The sequence below is a fragment of the Rhizobium sp. CRRU65 genome, assembly GCF_048551595.1.
GTDB lineage: Bacteria > Pseudomonadota > Alphaproteobacteria > Rhizobiales > Rhizobiaceae > Rhizobium > Rhizobium leguminosarum_J.
On sequence record NZ_JBLYZH010000002.1, the window covers coordinates 279,482 to 298,473 of the forward strand.

The following is an 18,992-nucleotide window of genomic DNA, read 5'->3' on the forward strand; positions in this document are numbered from 1 at the left end:
CACCTCCCCGGCGCCTTATGCGACCGACGAGGAATCCTCCTTGATTGCCTGGGCGACCGGGCTCGCGACAATGAGCCTGATGCCGGCATTCTCGATCATCCTGACGGATTCCTCTGGAATGCCGTCATCGGTGATGATCGTAGACACACGCTCGAGCGGGCATAAAATGAGGCTCGACCGGCGATGGAACTTGCTGGAATCGGCCATGACGACCAGTTCGTCGGCCTGATGCATCAGCTTCTGTTCGCTTTGAATAATCAGCGCGTCGGCTTCCATGATGCCGAGCGGGCCGATGCCCTGCGCGCCGATGAAGAATCGGCGGGCGTAGAAATTGCGAATCGCGTCATTGTCGAAGGGAGAGAGGATCAGGCTCTGCTCGCGATAGATCGCGCCACCTGGCACCGTCACCGTGTTCTTCGAATGTTTGACCAGATGTTCGGCGATCGCGAAAGAATTGGTCATCACCTGCAGGCGGTGCGCCGCCATGAAATGCACCATCTGGAAGGTGGTCGTGCCGCCATTGATGATGATCGCATCGCCCGGATCGCAAAGCTCGACGGCCTGGCGTGCGATTGCGCGCTTCTTATCGATATTGACGGATTCCGAAACGCGGAAGGGACGCCCGGCGAGATTGCCGAGCTGCGGCGGATGTACCGCCTCGGCGCCGCCGCGCACACGCCGGATCTTGCCCTGGACATGGAGAGCCGCGATGTCGCGCCGGATCGTCGCCTCGGAAGCCTCTGTCAGTTCGGAAATATCCTGAACCGTCACGACGGACTTTTCCTGAACGGCGCTGAGAATGATGCGATGGCGTTCGCGTTCGTGCATGGGGCTCCTCCTTCGATCGTTTATTTCGCACATATGACAATGTGTCAATCAAAAACGATCATAAATTTTCATATTGCGCTGCACAATAATCGAATTTGATCGTTTTCGATTGACAACCTCCGTTTTGATGAGCGATACCGTCTGCGAAAAGGGGCGCGAACTTTGCGCTCCGATGATGATTTCATATGGGAGGATGACATGGCGGCGAACGTCCGGCTTTTGGAAAACCGGTGGGATGATGCTTACGCGGCGGGCCTCGATGAGCCTGGCAAGCTGCTCTATCGTTCCAACCTGCTCGGCGCCGACAAGCGCATCACCAATTACGGCGGCGGCAACACCTCGGCGAAGGTGCTGGAAACCGATCCGCTGACCGGCGGCAAGGTGAATGTACTCTGGGTCAAGGGATCGGGCGGCGATGTCGGCACGATCAAGCTCGACGGTTTCGCGACGCTCTACCAGGACAAGCTGGAATCGCTGAAGAGCATCTACAAGGGCGTCGAGGACGAGGACCGCATGGTCGGCTTCCTGCCGCACTGCACCTTCAACCTGAACGCCCGTGCTGCCTCGATCGACACGCCGCTGCATGGTTTCGTGCCTTTCACCCATGTCGACCACATGCATCCCGACGCGATCATCGCGATCGCCGCGTCTAAGAATTCGAAGGAATTGACGCAGCAGATCTTCGGCGACGAGATCGGCTGGCTGCCCTGGCGCCGTCCGGGCTTCCAGCTCGGCCTCGACCTCGGCGCATTCGTCGCCGCAAACCCGAATGCCAAGGGTGTCGTGCTCGAGAGCCACGGCCTCTTCACCTGGGCAAACGATGCCAAGGCCTGCTACGAACTGACGCTCGATATCATCAACAAGGCGATCGTCTGGTTTGCCGAAAAGACCGAAGGCAAGACGATTTTCGGTGGCGCGCTGACACAAAGCCTGCCTGTCGCCGAACGCCGCGCCATCGCCGCCCGGCTGATGCCGGAGATTCGCGGCCGCATCGGCAAGCAGGAGCGCAAGCTCGGGCATTTCGACGATCAGGATGCCGTGCTCGAATTCGTCAATTCCAGCGATCTGCGCCCGCTCGGCGCGCTCGGCACCAGCTGCCCTGACCATTTCCTGCGCACCAAGATCCGTCCGCTGATCGTCGATTTCGACCCGGCCAAGCCCGATGTCGACGCGATCGTTGCCGGTCTCGACAAGGCGCTAGAGGATTACCGCGCCGACTACGCCCGCTATTATAACGACTGCAAGCATGACAATTCGCCCGCCATCCGCGACGCCAATCCCGTCATTTTCCTGGTGCCCGGCGTCGGCATGCTGTCCTTTGCCCGCGACAAGGCGACGGCCCGCATCGCCAGCGAATTCTACGTCAACGCCATCAACGTCATGCGCGGCGCCTCGACGGTCTCCGAATATCAGGGCCTGCCCGAGCAGGAAGCCTTCGATATCGAATATTGGCTGCTTGAAGAGGCCAAGCTGCAGCGCATGCCGAAGCCAAAGAGCCTTGCCGGTCGCGTCGCCTTCGTCACCGGCGGCGCCGGCGGCATCGGTCGGGCGACGGCCGCGCGCCTCGTCGGCGAAGGCGCCTGCGTGGTGCTTGCCGATATCGACCAGACAGCGCTCGAAGGCACCGAAGCCGATTTCGTCAAGAAGTTCGGCGCTGACGCCGTGCGCAGCGTCCGGCTCGACGTCACCAAGGAAGATGCGGTGATCGCCTCCTTCGCGGAAGCCTGCGTCGAATTCGGCGGCATCGACATCCTCGTCTCCAATGCCGGCATTGCCTCCTCCGCGCCGATCGAATTGACCGAGCTTGCGACGTGGAACCGCAATATCGATATTCTGGCGACCGGTTATTTCCTCGTCTCGCGTGAAGCCTTCCGCCTGTTTCGCCGTCAGGCGCTCGGCGGCAACGTCATCTTCGTCGCTTCGAAAAACGGTCTTGCCGCCTCGCCGAATGCATCTGCCTATTGCACCGCAAAGGCTGCCGAAATCCATCTGGCCCGCTGCCTGGCGCTGGAAGGCGCGGATGCCGGCATCCGCGTCAACACGGTCAATCCGGACGCGGTCCTGCGCGGTTCGAAGATCTGGAGCGGTGAATGGCGCGAGCAGCGCGCCGCCTCGTCCAAGATCGAGGTGGACGATCTCGAGGAACATTACCGCAAGCGTTCGATGCTGAAACTCAACGTGTTTCCGGAAGATATCGCCGAGGCGATCTATTTCCTCGCCTCGGACCTTTCGGCGAAATCGACCGGCAACATCATCAACGTCGATGCCGGCAACGTGCAGAGTTTTACGCGTTAGAGCGATTCGGTTTTGCGTCCGGACGCGTAAGCAAACGGAAGAGCTATTTCCGGAGGATCACCCATATTGCGTGGATGATCCCCGGCACATAGCCGCAGAGTGTCAGCAATATATTGAGCCAGAAATGCAGGCCGATCCCGACCTGCAAGAATACGCCAAGGGGCGGCAGGATGATCGCAAGAAGAATGCGGACAACGTCCATCGTAGCTCCTTCGTTTGAAGACATGTAAGCGTTTGAACGCGAACCGTGCCCCTATGGTTCGCGACCAGGGAGGAATAGATGACAGATTCCAGGATTGCGCCAGATCTGGTCGCGACTGACAACGACAAGCGGGCAACCGCTCTGAAAGCCGACTACGAGGCACTGGGCGCGACGCTTGCCCGTCGCGGCGTCGATATCGAGGCGGTCACCCGCAAGGTTGCGGAATTCTTCGTTGCCGTTCCCTCCTGGGGCGTCGGCACCGGCGGCACGCGTTTTGCGCGTTTCCCCGGCACCGGCGAGCCGCGCGGCATCTTCGACAAACTCGACGATTGCGCCGTCATCAATCAGCTGACGCAGGCGACCCCGAACGTCTCGCTGCATATTCCCTGGGACAAGGCGGATGCCAGCGAATTGAAGGCCAAGGGCAACGCGCTCGGCCTCGGCTTCGATGCGATGAATTCGAACACATTTTCCGATGCGCCCGGCCAGGCCCATTCCTATAAATACGGCTCGCTTAGCCACACCGATGCGGCAACACGGGCGCAAGCGGTCGAGCACAATCTCGAATGCATCGAGATCGGCAAGGCGCTCGGCTCCAAGGCATTGACGGTCTGGATCGGCGACGGCTCGAACTTCCCCGGCCAGAGCCATTTCACCAAGGCTTTCGAGCGTTACCTTGCCTCGATGGCGGATATCTACAAGGCGCTGCCCGACGATTGGAAGCTGTTTTCCGAGCACAAGATGTACGAGCCGGCTTTCTATTCCACCATCGTGCAGGATTGGGGCAGCAACTACCTGATCGCCCAGACGCTCGGCCCCAAGGCCTATTGCCTCGTCGATCTCGGCCACCACGCGCCGAATACCAATATCGAGATGATCGTCGCTCGGCTGATCCAGTTCGGCAAGCTCGGCGGCTTCCACTTCAACGATTCCAAATATGGCGATGATGATCTCGACGCCGGCGCGATCGATCCCTACCGGCTGTTCCTCGTCTTCAACGAACTGGTCGACGCCGAGCAGCGCGGCGTCAACGATTTCAACCCGGCCCATATGATCGACCAGTCGCACAATGTCACCGACCCGATCGAAAGCCTGATCAACAGCGCCAACGAAATCCGCCGTGCCTATGCGCAGGCACTGCTCGTCGACCGCAAGGCGCTCTCCGGCTACCAGGACGATAACGACGCGCTGATGGCGTCGGAAACGCTGAAGCGCGCCTATCGCGCCGATGTCGAGCCGATTCTGGCCGAAGCCCGCCGCAGGGCCGGCGGCGCAATCGACCCGATCGCCGTCTACCGCGCCAGCGGTTATCGCAGACAAGTGGCGGCCGAGCGCCCGGCATCCGCTGCCGGCGGCGGCGGCATCATCTGAACGACCGATTGTCTCGCATGGCCTGAAGCCATGCAGAGCGGGATGATGGTTGCCGGCAGCGCAGGCGTGACGCGCTGCCGGCAACCCCGCCGTTTACGGCTTCCATTGCCCCGCGACCTGTCGGGTGGCGACGTTCAGCCGGTTCCAGACATTGATGTTGGCGATGGCGATGACCAGTGCCGCAAGGCTCTTTCCGTCATAATGCCGGGTCGCCTCATCCCAGATATCATCCGGCACCGGATCCGCGCGATCGCTAAGGCGGGTGATCGCCTCCGCCAGCCCAAGCGCGGCGCGTTCAGCATCGCTATAATAGGGGGCGTCGCGCCAGCCAGCGACGGCAAAGAGCCGCTCATCGGTCTCGCCGTGTTTGCGGGCAATGCGCCAATGACCATCGATGCAGACGCTGCAGCCGTTGATCTGGCTGGCGCGCAGATTGACGAGTTCGAGCAGCTTTGGCGAAAGGCCGGTTTCGGTCGGCACCTTGCTGAGTGCATTGAGCGCCTGCATGGCCGCGGGAAGGACGAGGGCGGGATTTCCCATTCGCTCCTGCATGACCATTTTTTCCTGCATGATATGTCTCCTTATACGTTTCGTGTTCGACGATCCGCCGGCGCTGTCACATCGGCCGGGTTTTATGCGTCATGGCCTTGACGGAACGCAGCGGAGGAATGTGACAAATGGACGAGAAAAAATGGCTGACTGAAGAATTCGAGGCGAACAGAGCGCATCTGAGGGCCGCAGCCTTTCGCATGCTCGGCTCGCGCAGCGAGGCGGAGGATGCCGTTCAGGAGGCCTGGCTGCGGCTTAGCCGCACCGATACGACAGGGGTCGGCAATCTCGGCGGCTGGCTGACGACGGTGGTGGCGCGCATCTGCCTCGACATGCTGCGCGCCCGCAAGACCCGGCGCGAGGAGCCGCTGGAGGTGCCCGACCATGGCGGGATCGCCGATCCGGCGAACGATCCCGAGCGCGAAGCCGCCTTCGCCGATTCGGTCGGTCTGGCGCTGCTCGTCGTGCTGCAGACGCTGGCGCCCGCCGAACGTGTCGCCTTCGTGCTTCACGACATGTTCGATCTGCCCTTCGACGAGATCGCGCCGATCATCGGCCGTTCGTCCGCCGCTACCCGCCAGCTTGCAAGCCGCGCCCGCCGCCGGGTGCAGGGGGTGGACGAAGCGCCAGATGTCGATTTCGGCCGTAAGCGGACGATCGCCGAGGCCTTTCTGACGGCCTCGCGCAACGGCGATCTGGAGGGATTGATCGCGGTGCTTGCCCCCGACGTCGTCTTCCGGCCGGATGCGACGGCCGCCCGCCTCGGCACCATTGGCGAAATGCGCGGCGCAACTGACGTGGCCGAAGCCTTCAAGGGTCGGGCGCAGGCAGCCGAAATCGCCATCGTCGGCGGTGAGCTTGGGTTCGTCGTGGAGATCCAGGGCCAGCTCCGCGTCGTCGTGGCGCTGACGATCGCCGATGGCAGGATCGCCGCGATCGACGCCATCGCTGATCCGGAGCACCTGCAAAGGCTCGACTATTCGATCCTTGGGGATTGAAAATAAACGCGAATTTATCGGATCTTCGAGATAGGCGCGCTTCGCAAGGAGCGCGCCGCTGCCATTTTCTCAGCGGTGTCGGCCACGTCATTGTTCTTGACAGCGGCATCCGCGGCTTTATTCTATTATAAAGATTTATATAGCATAACTATGGAATTTTAGATGGAGGACCGAGGAGTAATCCCGGCCCAAGACTTCGAAAGGAATGCATGTCATGCCCGGCGACCAGGCGAAGAAGCCGCTTCTCCTCACCAATGTCAAACCGATGGCTTTCGGTTCTGGCCCATCCGAGGGGGCGACCGACATCCTCGTCAATGCCGACGGCAGGATCGCCGAGATCGGTCCGTCGCTTTCCGTCTCGCAGGATGTGACGCGCATCGACGGCAAAGGCGCCTTCATTTCGCCGGGCTGGGTCGATCTGCACGTGCATATCTGGCACGGCGGCACAGATATTTCCATCCGCCCGTCCGAATGCGGCCTCGAGCGCGGCGTCACTACGCTCGTCGATGCCGGTTCGGCTGGTGAGGCGAATTTCCATGGCTTCCGCGAATATATCATCGAGCCCTCGCGCGAACGCATCAAGGCCTTCCTCAATCTCGGCTCGATCGGCCTCGTGGCCTGCAACCGCGTCGCGGAATTGCGGGATATCCGCGATATCGATCTCGACCGCATCCTCGAAGTCTATGCCGCAAACAGCGAGCACATCGTCGGCATCAAGGTGCGCGCCAGCCATGTCATCACCGGATCCTGGGGCGTCACCCCGGTCAAGCTCGGCAAGAAGATCGCCAAGATCTTGAAAGTGCCGATGATGGTGCATGTCGGCGAGCCGCCGGCGCTCTATGACGAGGTGCTGGAGATCCTCGGCCCCGGCGACGTCGTCACCCACTGCTTCAACGGCAAGGCCGGGTCGAGCATCATGGAAGACGAGGACCTCTTCAATCTCGCCGAGCGCTGCGCCTCAGAAGGCATCCGTCTCGACATCGGCCATGGCGGCGCCTCCTTCTCCTTCAAGGTCGCCGAGGCGGCGATCGCGCGCGGGCTTCTGCCGTTCTCGATCTCGACCGACCTGCACGGCCATTCGATGAACTTCCCGGTCTGGGACCTGGCGACGACGATGTCGAAGCTGCTCAGCGTCGGCATGCCTTTCGACAAGGTGGTGGAAGCCGTCACCCATGCACCGGCATCCGTCATCAAGCTGTCGATGGAGAACCGGCTTGCGGTCGGTTCGCAAGCGGAATTTACTATTTTCGACCTGGTCGATTCCGATCTCGAGGCGACGGATTCCAACGGCGACGTTTCGGTCCTCAATAAGCTGTTCGAGCCGCGCTATGCGGTGATGGGCGCCGATGCCTTTGCCGCCAGCCGCTATGTGCCGCGGGCGCGCAAGCTGGTGCGCCATAGCCACGGCTATTCCTACAGGTAGGATCCGCTGAAGGGCGCAAATGCTTAGCGGTTGCGCCAGCCCATCAGCTTTTCGATCCGTTCCGCTGAACTGCGCACATGGGCCGTATAGTGGTTCTCGTCGGAAAACGCCTTCTGTTCCGGCAGCACGATGGAAATGGTGGCGACGCACTGGCCATCGCGATCGCAGATCGGCGAGGCGATGCAGGCAACCGCGTAGTCGGATTCTCCCGCCTGGATCGAAAGGCGCGATTCGAAGGCCTTGCCGGCGGCTTCCGACAGCGTGCCTGGATCGATCTCGGCGCGGCCGGTCGGTGAAGAGCGGGCGCAGCGCTTGAACAGTTCGATGCGCTCGTCTTCGGCCAGGTGGCCGACGAGCAGGCGGCCGGAGGCCGTCCAGTTCAGCGGCACCCTTGTGCCGACGCGGGACGCCACCTGAAAATGGCTCGGACCGTCGGCCATGGCGAGCACCAGCATATAGTCGCCGTCGCGGCCGCAGACCTGCACGGTTTCGCCGGCCTGGCGGCAGAGATCGTGCATTTCGTGGGTGGCGATGCTCATGAAATCCAGCGACCTGGCATAGGCAAGGCCGTAATGGTAAAGCCGCGCGCCGAGCCAGATCGAGCCGTCGGCCTGGCGCGTCAGCATGTTCTTCTCGACGAGATCGTCGACGATGACGTAAACGGTCGACAGCGGCGCCTTCACCGCCTTGGCGATAGCATAGACGCCGGCGGGCGATCCGGTCTCGTAAAGATGGTCGATTACCTGAAGCGCCCGGTCGATGCCGCTGACGCGCGCGCGACGCGCGGTCTTGCCACCGGTCTCGCCGGCAACACCCTCATCTTCGGAATAAACTGCTGCTGATGTCTTTCCGTCCAATTCAACGCCCCTCATGAAAACGCGACTATGTTACATTACTATGGCATAGCTGTCGCCGTGGCAAATGGCAACATTTCGCGGGTTGCCAGTCGGATTGGGCCGATCAGATGAGGCTCCGTTTTCAATCATCACCGGAAATTTAGGATGCGGCGACGGCCGTGAGCGCGCACAGCGCGAGCGGTTGCTCGAGAAGGTCATTCCGCCGCGAGACTTGGAACAACAAGCACCAGGCCGAGTTTGATCTCTGAAACTCAGGAGGTCACGATGCCAAATTATCCCACACCGCCTTTCCCGTCCCAGAAGCAGCCGATGCCGGGTTTCACGGCACAGATGGACCCGGTTCCCGACCATGGCGAAAAGAGCTATCGCGGTTCCGAGCGGCTGAAGGGCAAGCGGGCGATCATCACCGGCGGCGATAGCGGCATTGGCCGGGCAGTGGCGATCGCCTATGCCAGGGAGGGTGCCGATCTGCTGCTGTCCTATCTCGACGAGGATGAGGATGCCGATGAGACGAAACGGCTCGTCGAGCAGGCCGGACGCAAGGCTATCCTCGTCAGCGGTGACATCCAGGATCCCGCCCACTGCAGACAGATCGTCGAGACGGCGGTCAAGGAGCTCGGCGGTATCGACATTCTCGTCAACAACGCCGCACATCAGGCAAGCTTCAAGAGCATCGACGAGATCAGTGATGAAGAGTGGGAACTGACCTTCAAGGTCAATATCCATTCGATGTTCTACCTGACCAAGGCGGCCGTTGCCCATATGAAGCCCGGCAGCGCCATCATCAACACGGCTTCGATCAATTCGGACAATCCGAACCCAACGCTGCTTGCCTATGCGACGACCAAGGGCGCGATCCAGAATTTCACCGCCGGCCTTGCTCAGCTTCTGGCCGAGAAAGGCATTCGCGCCAATGCGGTGGCGCCAGGGCCCATCTGGACGCCGCTCATCCCATCGACACTGCCTGAAGAAAGCGTCAGTAACTTCGGCAAGCAGGTGCCGATGAAACGGCCGGGACAGCCGGCCGAGCTTGCCACAGCCTATGTGATGCTGGCCGATCCCTTGTCGAGCTACGTCTCCGGCACGACAATCGCGGTCACCGGCGGCAAGCCGATCCTTTAAAGCGGCAAGGGCCGCCGTCTGGTTATGACGGCAGCCCTCGACGGGGGCAGGGAGAGATCCCCAAGCTGTTTAGGCGGCTTCCTTAGCCGAAGCAGGGCATTGCCGGCAGATTGGCGCGGCTTGCGAGTGCTCCGATCATATTGCCCACCGATGTCGAGCGCGGCTCGCGTTTGCGGGCGGCCGTCTCCAGGAGTTGCTTGAAGTCTTCAAGCTTTACGCCGTCGGCGCGCAACACCATGGCGATCAGGGGGTCGCGAAGGGCTTCGGATATCGTCAGGTCATCTCTGGTCTTTGTCATGGTTGTCCTCCTTTCGTGGGCGGTCGCCCGTGTTCCACTTTCCGCTGCCATGCCCTCGGCATTGACTTTCGCGTTTTGTGGTGTTACCGGTAAGTAACAATGCATTTGTTACCGATCGGTCACATTGATGTCAAGGACTACGTCCTCAAAAAAATCAGAAACTTCGAATGAAATCTCCGCAGCCGTTCTAGAAGATCGCATCCCGCCGCGGGAGCGTATCGTCTCGACCGCCTCGGAGCTTTTCCGCGAGCGCGGCATTCGCGGCATCGGCGTCGATGCCATTGCCGACGCGGCTCTGACCAACAAGATGACGCTCTACCGGCATTTCGGCTCGAAGGACGAACTCGTCTGCGAAACGCTGCGCCGCGCCTCCGAAAAGGCGGGTACCATCTGGCGAGATCTGGAAGCGGCCTATCCCGACAATCCGCGCGCCCAGCTGGATGCCTGGGTGGAACTGCGGGCGCAATGTCTGAACGGTGAGCCCGCCGGCTGCGATCTCGCCAATGCCGCCATCGAGCTGAAGGGCGAGGGCCATCCCGCCCACGAAATGATCGAGCGGCACAAGGCCGAACAGCGTGATCGCCTGGCTGCGCTCTGTTCGGCGGCCGGCGCGCGCGAACCCCAGCTTCTTGCCGATACGTTGACGCTGCTGCTCGAAGGCGCGCGCGTCAGCCGCCAGGCCATGGGCGCTGCCGGCTGCTGCGGTCATTTCGCCAAGGCCTGCCAGGCGGCAATCGCTTCTTTCGCCTGACGACCACAAGTGTGTGGGAGGGGAACCTTACCGCTTCCATGCCGTTTTCACACTAACCCGAGAGCGATGTGGAGGCAGGGAGATGAACTACGTCTATCTCAAACGCCTGTATGCCAAACGCGCCGAGCTTGAGGCCAAGCTGGAGCTCCATGATGCGCGCTATTGTTTCGGCGACGAAGAGGTCGATGACGGCACCGACAGCGATCTGCGTCAGCGGCTGAGCGAAATTTCCGAGGAAATTGCTACGCTGGAGAGCAGGCCGGGCCGATAACTATTTAATTTGCGACAGTATTCAGATTTTAAGCCGACCGGCATAAAATCAGTCGGTGCTGGCACTGAGGATTTTCATCGTTCGATCGTCGAATTTTCCCTGATAAAAATGCTCGATCACTTGGTGGAAGGGCGAACCGTGATCGCTGATCGCGGCAAACAAGGTCATCGACGAGCGCAGCTTGAGGTCGTCGGGTGAACCCAGGATTGCGTGCGCCGATCGGCCGTTCACGGACAGGATCGCCTCGACGCAACGCAGCAGCCGGCTTGAGAGAATAGGATCGGCGAGATAGGCGGCGGCTTCCTCCGCCGAGCGGATCGCATATTTTTCGGCCATCGCCGACGTACCGAGACCGGCGACCTGCGGGAAGATGAACCACATCCAGTGGGAGGTCTTGCGCCCGGCTTTCAGCTCTAAGAGCGCTTGTTCGTAGACGCCGTTCTGGGCGTCTATGAAGCGGTGAAGCTTGAAGTCGATGTCGCCGGCCATGGTCCTTTTCCCTTTTCCTGCTGTCGATGCAGCCTGGGCCAAGGTTTCCACGCCCGGCAATATGTTTTGCTATCAGCAAACCCTCTCAGCGTAAGGGCTGCTGTCGCGGCAATGGCCGTAGGCCGGGTGCGGCGGCATGTTATCGCCGGCCGGGGCGGCAATGGCCGATGTCGTCATCGGGTCCGTATTGCCGGAAGAATATGCGGCAAACCCCGCAAAGCTCAAGAGAACCAGCGCTCCGACCACGACAATGCGCTCGAAGGCTGAAAGTTTCTGGGCGCTGACATGATCTACATAATCGCGCTCGCCTAAACCGGCGGTTTCGTCCTCTTTCGCATGAAGTGTCACCATATCCTGGCGACGGCTTAAAGTTTCACAATCTGTCATTTCAATTACTCCTGCAACACATGCGGCGCCGGTCTCTTTAGGGCAAACTCCCACCCTCGTGCCGAACCGCTTCCGCATGCGAGCAGCATGTGTGTCTTCGATCGTGGCAATTGAAGGGGCGATCTTCAAACGCAGTGTTCAAAAAATCGTACCAATAAATGCAAAATATCGTGAAGCTCTGGTTGACCGGAATGATCCGGGGTAGTCCAGAGAGGAACATCTCTCTTCTGGATAGTCCCATGAGCAAATCCTACGGCGCGATGTCGGTCGCGCAGCTTTCCGTCCTCATTCAAGGTGGCGCGGTCGATCCGGTCGAGGTGACCGAGGCGGTTTTCGATTCCATCGCGCATTATGCCGACAAGGCGGTTTTCACCACATTGCTCGAAAGCCGGGCGATGGAGGAGGCGCGCGCCTCTTCGCGGCGTCTGCGGGAAGGGCGCTCGCTTGGATTGCTGGATGGCATTCCGATTGCCTGGAAGGATCTTTTCGACATGGAAGGCCTGCCGACGACGGCGGGTTCCGTCGTTCTGGCAAAGGATATGCCGGCCAAGCGCGATGCGGCTGTTGTCGCTTTGCTCAGGCAGGCGGGCATGGTCGCCGTCGGACGCACAAATATGAGCGAGTTCGCCTTTTCCGGCCTCGGCATCAATCCGCATTACGGCACGCCGGTAAATCCGCGCGGCACTGATCTTCCACGCATTCCGGGCGGCTCGTCCTCTGGCGCCGGTGTCGTCGTCGCCGCCGGACTGGTTCCGGTCGCCATGGGCACCGATACCGGCGGCTCGGTGCGTATTCCCGCCGCCTTCAACGGTATCGTCGGCTACAAGGCGACACGCGGTCGCCACGCGATGGCAGGCGTCTATCCGCTGGCAAAGAGCCTGGATTCGCTGGGGCCGCTCTGCCGCAGCGTCAGGGACGCGGTCTGGATCGATGTGGCAATGCGCGGCCTGACGGCGCCTGATGTCGTTGAGCTTCCCCTGCAAGGGCTGGAACTCATCGTGCCTGAAAACATCGTCTTCGACGGAGCGGAAGCCGGCGTCGTCGCTGCATTCGAGGCAGCTTTGGAACGTCTTCAAAAGGCCGGCGCCAAGGTTGCCCGTACCGTCATTCCCGCCTTCGACGAGATATTCGAGCTGATGACGAGATATGGTCCGCTGGTGACGGCGGAGGCTTTCGCACTTCACCGCGAACGCTTGGCCGGACCGGATGCGGACAGGATGGACCACCGTGTCGTCATGCGCACCCGTCTCGGAAGCAAGACGACGCTGCCCGATTACCTGGCGATCCTCGATGCGCGCAGCCGCCTGATCGCCGATGTCGAGCGCCTGGTCGGCGACCGGCTGCTCGCCTTTCCGACTGTCGCCCATGTCGCGCCGCCGATCGGGCCGCTGGAGCAGGATGACGAGCTGTTCTTCGCGACGAACAACAAGACGTTGCGCAACACAGCACTTGGCAATTTCCTCGACTGGTGCGGCGTTTCCATTCCCTGCGGCACCGGCGAGGCTGGCATGCCTGTTGGATTGCTGCTTTCGGCCACCACCCATCGCGATGAGGCGCTGCTGGGGATTGCCCTTGCCGCCGAGCCGATCATCCGCGACGATTTTGCCTGAATTGGCAATTGAACCGCCGGGATTTAGTTGCCATTGATGGCATGAGGAGATGCTGGAGGAAGACACGTGCAGGTTTTGCAAAACGGACGTTTCGCGGTTTCGACATGGTCGCTGCATCGGCTGCTTGGCGCCGTTTATGCCTATAGCCCCGATCCCGACAAAAGTGCCGCGCCTAAGGAACCCTATGGTCCCGGTGCTGCGGCGTTGATCGATGTTCCGGCGGCGCTTGCGGCACGCGGCGTCAACCGGCTGGAGGTCTGTTCCTTCCATCTGCCGAGCCTCGACGCCGCCTATATAAGCGAATTTCGCGATGCGATGGCGACCTCGAACGTGCTGTTCCAGACGCTGCTCGTCGAGGACGGTGATCCGAGCCATCCCGAGGCCGCCGAACGCGACGTCAAGTGGATGGCGGGGTGGATCGACATCGCCGCAGCCCTCGGGGCTGAGAGGATGCGCGTCATTGCCGGCAAGCAGAAGCCGACGGAGGAAAATCTTACCCGCGCGGCCCATCATCTGAACTGGTTGGCGGAAAAGGCGGAAGGCAACGGTGTGCGCGTCGTCGTCGAGAACTGGTTCGACCTGCTGCCGTCGCCGGTCGAAATGAACTGGCTGCTAGACCGGTTGGACGGCAAGGTCGGGCTTAACGGCGACCTCGGCAACTGGGCGGCGCCAGCGAAATATCAGGGCCTTGCCGATATCATGGGCCGGGCGGAAATCTGCCATGCCAAGGCCGACTACGGCGTTGCCGGTCTCGATGCCGAGGATTACCGCAGGTGCCTGGAGATGTGCGAGAAGGCCGGTTATGCCGGCCCCTTCACGCTGATCTACGACTCGCCCTTCTTCCCCGATGAATGGGACGGCATCCTGCTGCAAAAGACGTTCATCGAGGATTTCCTGCGCGAGGCGCCGGCGCGCAAGACGGCTTAAATCAGAAGCACTTCTTTCTCATTCCCAGAGCATGATGGCGAAAAGTGTGAGCGGTTTTCGGACGCCATCATGCTCTAACTAGATAATGTAGAACAGGATTCAGAATTTTGGGCCGACCCGGCCTAAAATCATCCTGTTCTAGCGCGGGAACCTTTGGTTTTCCTCCAGCACGTTCAGATCCATGTGATTGCGCATGTAGCGTTCCGAGGCTTTCTGCAGCGGCTGGTAGTCCCATGGATAATAGGCCCCGTTGCGTAGTGCCGCATAGACCACCCAGCGGCGCGCCTGGCTTTCGCGCACGGCTGCATCGAAATCGGAAAGGTTCCAGCGCCGGCCGGCCTGTTCGACAAGCCTTGCCAAGATCTCGGCATGGGCCGGGTCGGCCGCCAGATTGTCGAGTTCTTGCGGATCGGCCTCGAGATTAAACAGCATCGGCGGATCCTTCTCGCAGAGCGAGATCTTGTATCGTCCGTCTCGGATGCAGACGAGCGGCGCCTCGGAACCCTCTGCGGCATATTCCATCGGCACCGGGCTGCGGCTGCCGGTGCCTTCGGCAAGTGCTGCGAGATCCTCGCCCTCGGTCCACGGCTTCAGCGAGGCGATATCGATCCCGGCAAGACCCGCCAGCGTCGGCGTCACGTCGAGTGTGGAGACAGGCTGGTCGATCCGTCTGGGCTTCCAGCCGGGTGCTGCGATCATCAGTGGAACTCGGGCCGATCCTTCGAAGAAGTTCATCTTGAACCAGAGGCCGCGATCACCGAGCATGTCGCCATGGTCGGAGGCAAAGAGGATGATCGTGTTTTCAGCCATGCGGCTCCGTTCGAGGACGCCGAGAATGTCGCCGATCTTGTCGTCGACATAGGAAATATTGGCGAAATAGCCGCGCCTTGCCCGCCTGATCTGCTCATCGCTGATGTCGAAGGCGTCGTGATCGCAGGCTTTCATCAGACGCTGCGAATGCGGGTCCTGCCGCTCGAAGGCAATCGGCGCAACCGAAGGGTCTAGTGCCGGGCAATCCTCATAGAGGTCCCAGAATTTGCGGCGGGCAACATAGGGATCGTGCGGATGGGTGAAACTGACGGTCAGGCACCAGGGGCGCTCGTCATGGCCGCGCGAGAGATCGAACAACTTGCGGGTGGCATGGTAGGCGACCTCGTCGTCATACTCCATCTGGTTGGTGATCTCGGCAATGCCGGCGCCGGTGACCGAACCCAGATTGTGATACCACCAGTCTATGCGCTCGCCGGGCTTGCCATAATCGGGCGTCCAGCCGAAGTCGGCCGGGTAGATGTCCGTCGTCAGGCGCTCCTCGAAGCCATGCAACTGGTCGGGGCCGACGAAATGCATCTTGCCGGACAGCGCCGTCTGGTATCCGGCAGCGCGCAGATGATGCGCATAGGTCGGAATGTCGGAGGCAAACTCCGCCGCATTGTCATAGACGCGGGTTCGGCTCGGCAACTGCCCGGACATGAAGGAGGCCCGCGCCGGTGCGCAGAGCGGGCTTGCCGTATAGGCGTTGGTAAAACGTACGGAGCGCTCCGCCAATGATTTCAGATGCGGCGTATGCAGAAAATCGGCGGGGCCATCGGGAAAGAAAGTGCCATTCAACTGATCGACCATCAGGATGAGGATATTCGGATGCGCCATGTGACATTGTCTCCTATGGTCTCAAAGGCCGGGACGATCTTGCTGGAAGGGGACGTCCCTTGCTATTTGCAGATCTTATCAAAGCCAGTATCATAGTGCCTGTAAAGCTGGCTTTTTTCGATGGCTGCCAAAAGGAATTTTTATGCCAGACCGCCGGCCTGAGCTGGGATGGATGCGCATCTTTACGGAGGTCGCAGGGCTCGGCAGCTTTTCGGCCGCGGCGGCAGGTCTCGGTCTTACGCAGCCTGCTGTCAGTTATCAGATTCGGCGGCTGGAAGAGCAGTTCGGCGTCGCCCTGCTGCGCCGCCAGCACCGCGGCGTCGAGTTGACCGCGGAGGGAGAGCGGCTTTTCCAGGTCGCCGCCAAGACGGTCGGTGATATCGATGCCCTGGCGCGCAGTTTCCGCACTGAGGCTCAAAGGCCGGTGGTCAGGCTGAGAACCGACTATGCCTTTTCAGCGCTTTGGCTGATCCCGCGCATGCACGGCTTTCGCCTGCTTCACCCCGAAACGGATCTACAGATCGTCGCGACCCAAAGGCTTGAACCCGGCTTTCGTGACGACGCGGATGTGGTGGTGGTTTTCGGCACCAAAGCGGAATTCGGCGCCATCGGATCGCTTCTGCTGCAGGAAAAGGTCGTGCCCGTCTGTACGCGAGGCTTTCTCGATCGCAACGGTCCGTTCGACGATCCGCAGCAGCTTGCCAAAGCGATCCTGATTCATCTCGACTCGCCGATGCCATCGCCCTGGTTCGATTGGCGAAGTTATCTCGCCGAATTCTCCGTTACTCGCGATCTCCATGCCGGCCGCGGTGATGTCAGTTTCAACACCTACTCGCTGGTCGTCCAGGCCGCTCTCAGCGAACAGGGCGTGGCGATCGGCTGGATGGGGCTGGTCGATACGCTTCTCTCCACACATATGCTGGTGGAAGCCGGGCCGCCGCTCGAGGCCTGGGACCGCGGTTACTGGCTGATACCGCCGCGATCGGCAAATGTTGATAGCGAGAGGCTCAGCACCTGGCTGGTGGATGAAGTCGGCAGGACATGACATTCGGACGGAGGCTGGCGCGTCATTGCATCGGGAATATGTTCGCGCTCAAGGAGAGAAGCCTTGTCATGACCGATGCCGATCGACATTGTGGCATCGATTCATAGGGAAGGGCCGAAGCATGTTGCGAACCGTCGGATACGCCGTTGGACTGCTCCTGATCCTCCTCGGGCTGATCTGGATCGCCCAGGGAAGCGGTTATTTTCCCTATCCCGCGTCCAGTTTCATGATCAACCAAAGCATCTGGATCCTCTGGGGAGGCATCATGGCTGCGGCGGGGATTGCCGTGACGGTCATTATTTCACGGCTGCGCCGGAGAGGATAAGCCGGCAACCGTGCATAGCTTTGAGGGAATTCGACATTGAAGAGTTCCTCGAGGTGAAATATCTGGCCGCTGGCGGCCTGTCGAATTGAGGAGAATGGCATGAGCGCAGCTGAAATCGACGGCTTTGCGGACCGGATCAGGCACCACCGAGGCGGCATGATCTCCGCCTGGATCGGTATTCCCGACGCCACGCTCGCCAATCACCTGGCGCAGGAGGCCTTCGACGCCATCGTGCTGGATATGCAGCACGGCATGTGGGACATGCCCTCGGCCGCGAACGCCGTTGCCCAGGTTCGGCTTGCCGGCAAGCCGGCGCTGGCGCGCATACCGGTCGGTGATTTCGCGTCCGCCTCGCGCCTGCTCGATGCCGGCGCCTCCGGCATCATCGCGCCGATGATCAATTCGGCCGAAGACGCGCAAGCCTTCGTCAAGGCCACCAAATACCCGCCTCTCGGGGAACGCAGCTGGGGACCGTCCCTGGCGCTGAACCATACAGGCCTGTCGGCCGATGATTATCTGAAGAACGCCAATGCGCTTACCGTCGCCATTGCCATGATCGAGACCCGGGCAGCCCTTGAGGCGATTGACGACATCCTTGGCGTTGCCGGTATCGATGGCATTTTCATCGGTCCTTCCGACCTTTCGATCGCACTCTCGAACGGCGACCAGGTGGCGCCGAACGCCGCCGAGATCGACAGCGCCATGCAGCATGCGGTTTCACGCTGCCGCGCCCATGGCAAAGTCGCCTGCGCCTTTGCCGGCGACGGCGAGCGGGCCGGTGAACTGCTGAAGTTCGGTTTCGATCTGGTCATTGCCGGTGCCGAGACAGCGCAGCTGCGCTCCGGCGCCCGCCGCGCCATCAATGCCGCCCGCAGGATCGCTTCGGCTTGAACGTCATTTCACCGGCTTGACGGCCAGCCAGATGACGTGGCGGGCGCCGCCGCGTTTGCCGTTGGCGCGCGTGTTGACCGCATCGACGGCAAACCCGCTGCCCTTGAGACGCCGCGTGAAATCGGGGTCCGGACCGGACGACCAGACGGCGAGCACGCCGCCGGGGCGCAACGCGTCGCTGGCGGCGCGAAGGCCGGCAAAATCGTAGAGCCGGTCGTTGGATTTGCGGGTCAGGCCGTCAGGGCCGTTATCGACATCGAGCAGAATGGCGTCATAGGCAGCCTTGCCGGCGCGGATCGCCTCGCCGACATCGCCCTGATGGATGCCGACGCGCCGATCGTCGAGACAGCCTTTGAAGACCTCGGCCATCGGCCCGCGGGCCCAGGCGATCACGGCCGGCACCAGTTCGGCGACGATGACGCCGGCATCTTCGGGAAGGACGGCAAGAGCGGCGCGCAGGGTGAAACCCATGCCGAGCCCGCCGATCAGGATCCGCGGCTTCGGATGCGACTTGATCCGATCCCAGGACAGGGTCGCCAGCGCTTCCTCCGAGCCGCTGAGGCGGCTGTTCATCAGCTCGTTGGCGCCAAGCATGATCGAGAACTCGCTGCCGCGCTGCTTCAGCCGCAATTCGCCGTTCTCACCGGGAATGGTCGCGGAATCGAGCTGGATCCAGGGCAGCATGACGGCTTCGCCTCGCATGAAA

General features: G+C 61.2%; 21 protein-coding genes. 12 read left to right on the forward strand and 9 right to left on the reverse strand.

Annotated elements, in window-relative coordinates:
- Positions 1-15: 15 nt before the first annotated feature.
- Complete coding sequence (locus ACM5SV_RS04550) at positions 16-828, reverse strand: DeoR/GlpR family DNA-binding transcription regulator (RefSeq protein ID WP_003553862.1); 813 nt, start codon at positions 826-828, stop codon at positions 16-18.
- Between the two features lie 198 nt (positions 829-1,026).
- Here ACM5SV_RS04550 and ACM5SV_RS04555 point away from each other — a divergent pair, with 198 nt between their 5' ends.
- Complete coding sequence (locus ACM5SV_RS04555; RefSeq protein WP_419425083.1) at positions 1,027-3,123, forward strand: bifunctional rhamnulose-1-phosphate aldolase/short-chain dehydrogenase; 2,097 nt, start codon at positions 1,027-1,029, stop codon at positions 3,121-3,123.
- A gap of 43 nt (positions 3,124-3,166) precedes the next feature.
- On the opposite strand, the gene ACM5SV_RS04560 is transcribed toward ACM5SV_RS04555, so the two are convergent.
- Positions 3,167-3,325 (reverse strand): YqaE/Pmp3 family membrane protein, encoded by a 159-nt coding sequence (locus ACM5SV_RS04560; protein WP_003547831.1) that lies wholly within the window; start codon positions 3,323-3,325, stop codon positions 3,167-3,169.
- A gap of 78 nt (positions 3,326-3,403) precedes the next feature.
- On the opposite strand from ACM5SV_RS04560, the gene rhaI reads away from it, so the two are divergent.
- Entirely contained in the window at positions 3,404-4,696 is a 1,293-nt protein-coding gene (rhaI, locus tag ACM5SV_RS04565) for an L-rhamnose catabolism isomerase (protein WP_003553857.1), read from the forward strand.
- A 93-nt stretch (positions 4,697-4,789) separates the two neighbouring features.
- Here rhaI and ACM5SV_RS04570 read toward each other — a convergent pair whose 3' ends face one another.
- Positions 4,790-5,248: a carboxymuconolactone decarboxylase family protein gene (locus ACM5SV_RS04570; RefSeq protein ID WP_017996462.1), complete on the reverse strand. Its 459-nt coding sequence runs from the start codon at positions 5,246-5,248 to the stop codon at positions 4,790-4,792.
- Between the two features lie 125 nt (positions 5,249-5,373).
- On the opposite strand from ACM5SV_RS04570, the gene ACM5SV_RS04575 reads away from it, so the two are divergent.
- On the forward strand, positions 5,374-6,243 hold the full coding sequence (locus ACM5SV_RS04575) for a sigma-70 family RNA polymerase sigma factor (RefSeq protein ID WP_017996461.1): 870 nt from the start codon (positions 5,374-5,376) through the stop codon (positions 6,241-6,243).
- 214 nt (positions 6,244-6,457) lie between these two features.
- Positions 6,458-7,666, forward strand: a complete 1,209-nt coding sequence (locus ACM5SV_RS04580; RefSeq protein WP_003553851.1) for an amidohydrolase/deacetylase family metallohydrolase — start codon at positions 6,458-6,460, stop codon at positions 7,664-7,666.
- 23 nt (positions 7,667-7,689) lie between these two features.
- On the opposite strand, the gene ACM5SV_RS04585 is transcribed toward ACM5SV_RS04580, so the two are convergent.
- The gene (locus ACM5SV_RS04585) at positions 7,690-8,538 is read right to left on the reverse strand and encodes an IclR family transcriptional regulator (RefSeq protein ID WP_017996459.1); all 849 of its coding nucleotides are present in this window, start codon (positions 8,536-8,538) and stop codon (positions 7,690-7,692) included.
- 249 nt (positions 8,539-8,787) lie between these two features.
- On the opposite strand from ACM5SV_RS04585, the gene ACM5SV_RS04590 reads away from it, so the two are divergent.
- Complete coding sequence (locus tag ACM5SV_RS04590; protein ID WP_003553847.1) at positions 8,788-9,645, forward strand: SDR family oxidoreductase; 858 nt, start codon at positions 8,788-8,790, stop codon at positions 9,643-9,645.
- A gap of 82 nt (positions 9,646-9,727) precedes the next feature.
- On the opposite strand, the gene ACM5SV_RS04595 is transcribed toward ACM5SV_RS04590, so the two are convergent.
- Complete coding sequence (locus ACM5SV_RS04595) at positions 9,728-9,943, reverse strand: hypothetical protein (protein WP_003547846.1); 216 nt, start codon at positions 9,941-9,943, stop codon at positions 9,728-9,730.
- Positions 9,944-10,070: 127 nt separating this feature from the next.
- On the opposite strand from ACM5SV_RS04595, the gene ACM5SV_RS04600 reads away from it, so the two are divergent.
- Positions 10,071-10,694 (forward strand): TetR/AcrR family transcriptional regulator, encoded by a 624-nt coding sequence (locus ACM5SV_RS04600; protein ID WP_003553843.1) that lies wholly within the window; start codon positions 10,071-10,073, stop codon positions 10,692-10,694.
- 82 nt (positions 10,695-10,776) lie between these two features.
- The gene (locus tag ACM5SV_RS04605; protein WP_017996458.1) at positions 10,777-10,965 is read left to right on the forward strand and encodes a hypothetical protein; all 189 of its coding nucleotides are present in this window, start codon (positions 10,777-10,779) and stop codon (positions 10,963-10,965) included.
- Between the two features lie 48 nt (positions 10,966-11,013).
- Here ACM5SV_RS04605 and ACM5SV_RS04610 read toward each other — a convergent pair whose 3' ends face one another.
- Positions 11,014-11,454 carry a DUF1810 domain-containing protein gene (locus ACM5SV_RS04610; RefSeq protein ID WP_017996457.1) on the reverse strand — a complete coding sequence of 147 codons (441 nt, stop codon included), beginning with the start codon at positions 11,452-11,454 and terminating at the stop codon, positions 11,014-11,016.
- Between the two features lie 72 nt (positions 11,455-11,526).
- Entirely contained in the window at positions 11,527-11,805 is a 279-nt protein-coding gene (locus ACM5SV_RS04615; protein WP_017996456.1) for a hypothetical protein, read from the reverse strand.
- 275 nt (positions 11,806-12,080) lie between these two features.
- Here ACM5SV_RS04615 and ACM5SV_RS04620 point away from each other — a divergent pair, with 275 nt between their 5' ends.
- Together ACM5SV_RS04620 and ACM5SV_RS04625 are read left to right on the forward strand one after the other, a co-directional pair.
- Entirely contained in the window at positions 12,081-13,451 is a 1,371-nt protein-coding gene (locus tag ACM5SV_RS04620; RefSeq protein ID WP_419425084.1) for an amidase, read from the forward strand.
- A 66-nt stretch (positions 13,452-13,517) separates the two neighbouring features.
- Entirely contained in the window at positions 13,518-14,378 is an 861-nt protein-coding gene (locus ACM5SV_RS04625; RefSeq protein WP_419425085.1) for a sugar phosphate isomerase/epimerase family protein, read from the forward strand.
- Positions 14,379-14,516: 138 nt separating this feature from the next.
- On the opposite strand, the gene betC is transcribed toward ACM5SV_RS04625, so the two are convergent.
- Entirely contained in the window at positions 14,517-16,025 is a 1,509-nt protein-coding gene (gene betC, locus ACM5SV_RS04630; RefSeq protein WP_017996454.1) for a choline-sulfatase, read from the reverse strand.
- A 142-nt stretch (positions 16,026-16,167) separates the two neighbouring features.
- On the opposite strand from betC, the gene ACM5SV_RS04635 reads away from it, so the two are divergent.
- The 3 genes from ACM5SV_RS04635 to ACM5SV_RS04645 all read left to right on the forward strand — a co-directional run bounded on the left by ACM5SV_RS04635 (position 16,168) and on the right by ACM5SV_RS04645 (position 18,286).
- Positions 16,168-17,070 (forward strand): choline sulfate utilization transcriptional regulator, encoded by a 903-nt coding sequence (locus ACM5SV_RS04635; protein WP_017996453.1) that lies wholly within the window; start codon positions 16,168-16,170, stop codon positions 17,068-17,070.
- Between the two features lie 121 nt (positions 17,071-17,191).
- On the forward strand, positions 17,192-17,395 hold the full coding sequence (locus ACM5SV_RS04640) for a hypothetical protein (RefSeq protein WP_026157607.1): 204 nt from the start codon (positions 17,192-17,194) through the stop codon (positions 17,393-17,395).
- A 99-nt stretch (positions 17,396-17,494) separates the two neighbouring features.
- Positions 17,495-18,286: an HpcH/HpaI aldolase family protein gene (locus ACM5SV_RS04645; protein ID WP_012763251.1), complete on the forward strand. Its 792-nt coding sequence runs from the start codon at positions 17,495-17,497 to the stop codon at positions 18,284-18,286.
- A 3-nt stretch (positions 18,287-18,289) separates the two neighbouring features.
- Here ACM5SV_RS04645 and ACM5SV_RS04650 read toward each other — a convergent pair whose 3' ends face one another.
- Positions 18,290-18,970, reverse strand: a complete 681-nt coding sequence (locus tag ACM5SV_RS04650; protein ID WP_017996451.1) for a spermidine synthase — start codon at positions 18,968-18,970, stop codon at positions 18,290-18,292.
- Between the last annotated feature and the right edge of the window lie 22 nt (positions 18,971-18,992).

Excerpts from the sequence above, each read along its gene's own strand:
- ACM5SV_RS04620 (WP_419425084.1), top strand. The coding sequence starts at position 12,081 with ATGAGCAAATCCTACGGCGCGATGTCGGTCGCGCAGCTTTCCGTCCTC.
- ACM5SV_RS04595 (WP_003547846.1), bottom strand. The coding sequence starts at position 9,943 with ATGACAAAGACCAGAGATGACCTGACGATATCCGAAGCCCTTCGCGAC.
- ACM5SV_RS04570 (WP_017996462.1), bottom strand. The coding sequence starts at position 5,248 with ATGCAGGAGCGAATGGGAAATCCCGCCCTCGTCCTTCCCGCGGCCATG.
- ACM5SV_RS04600 (WP_003553843.1), top strand. The coding sequence starts at position 10,071 with ATGTCAAGGACTACGTCCTCAAAAAAATCAGAAACTTCGAATGAAATC.
- ACM5SV_RS04645 (WP_012763251.1), top strand. The coding sequence starts at position 17,495 with ATGAGCGCAGCTGAAATCGACGGCTTTGCGGACCGGATCAGGCACCAC.
- ACM5SV_RS04605 (WP_017996458.1), top strand. The coding sequence starts at position 10,777 with ATGAACTACGTCTATCTCAAACGCCTGTATGCCAAACGCGCCGAGCTT.
- ACM5SV_RS04650 (WP_017996451.1), bottom strand. The coding sequence starts at position 18,970 with ATGCTGCCCTGGATCCAGCTCGATTCCGCGACCATTCCCGGTGAGAAC.
- ACM5SV_RS04580 (WP_003553851.1), top strand. The coding sequence starts at position 6,458 with ATGCCCGGCGACCAGGCGAAGAAGCCGCTTCTCCTCACCAATGTCAAA.
- ACM5SV_RS04635 (WP_017996453.1), top strand. The coding sequence starts at position 16,168 with ATGCCAGACCGCCGGCCTGAGCTGGGATGGATGCGCATCTTTACGGAG.
- ACM5SV_RS04590 (WP_003553847.1), top strand. The coding sequence starts at position 8,788 with ATGCCAAATTATCCCACACCGCCTTTCCCGTCCCAGAAGCAGCCGATG.
- ACM5SV_RS04560 (WP_003547831.1), bottom strand. The coding sequence starts at position 3,325 with ATGGACGTTGTCCGCATTCTTCTTGCGATCATCCTGCCGCCCCTTGGC.
- ACM5SV_RS04640 (WP_026157607.1), top strand. The coding sequence starts at position 17,192 with ATGTTGCGAACCGTCGGATACGCCGTTGGACTGCTCCTGATCCTCCTC.
- ACM5SV_RS04575 (WP_017996461.1), top strand. The coding sequence starts at position 5,374 with ATGGACGAGAAAAAATGGCTGACTGAAGAATTCGAGGCGAACAGAGCG.
- ACM5SV_RS04550 (WP_003553862.1), bottom strand. The coding sequence starts at position 828 with ATGCACGAACGCGAACGCCATCGCATCATTCTCAGCGCCGTTCAGGAA.
- ACM5SV_RS04615 (WP_017996456.1), bottom strand. The coding sequence starts at position 11,805 with ATGGTGACACTTCATGCGAAAGAGGACGAAACCGCCGGTTTAGGCGAG.
- betC (WP_017996454.1), bottom strand. The coding sequence starts at position 16,025 with ATGGCGCATCCGAATATCCTCATCCTGATGGTCGATCAGTTGAATGGC.
- ACM5SV_RS04610 (WP_017996457.1), bottom strand. The coding sequence starts at position 11,454 with ATGGCCGGCGACATCGACTTCAAGCTTCACCGCTTCATAGACGCCCAG.
- ACM5SV_RS04555 (WP_419425083.1), top strand. The coding sequence starts at position 1,027 with ATGGCGGCGAACGTCCGGCTTTTGGAAAACCGGTGGGATGATGCTTAC.
- rhaI (WP_003553857.1), top strand. The coding sequence starts at position 3,404 with ATGACAGATTCCAGGATTGCGCCAGATCTGGTCGCGACTGACAACGAC.
- ACM5SV_RS04585 (WP_017996459.1), bottom strand. The coding sequence starts at position 8,538 with ATGAGGGGCGTTGAATTGGACGGAAAGACATCAGCAGCAGTTTATTCC.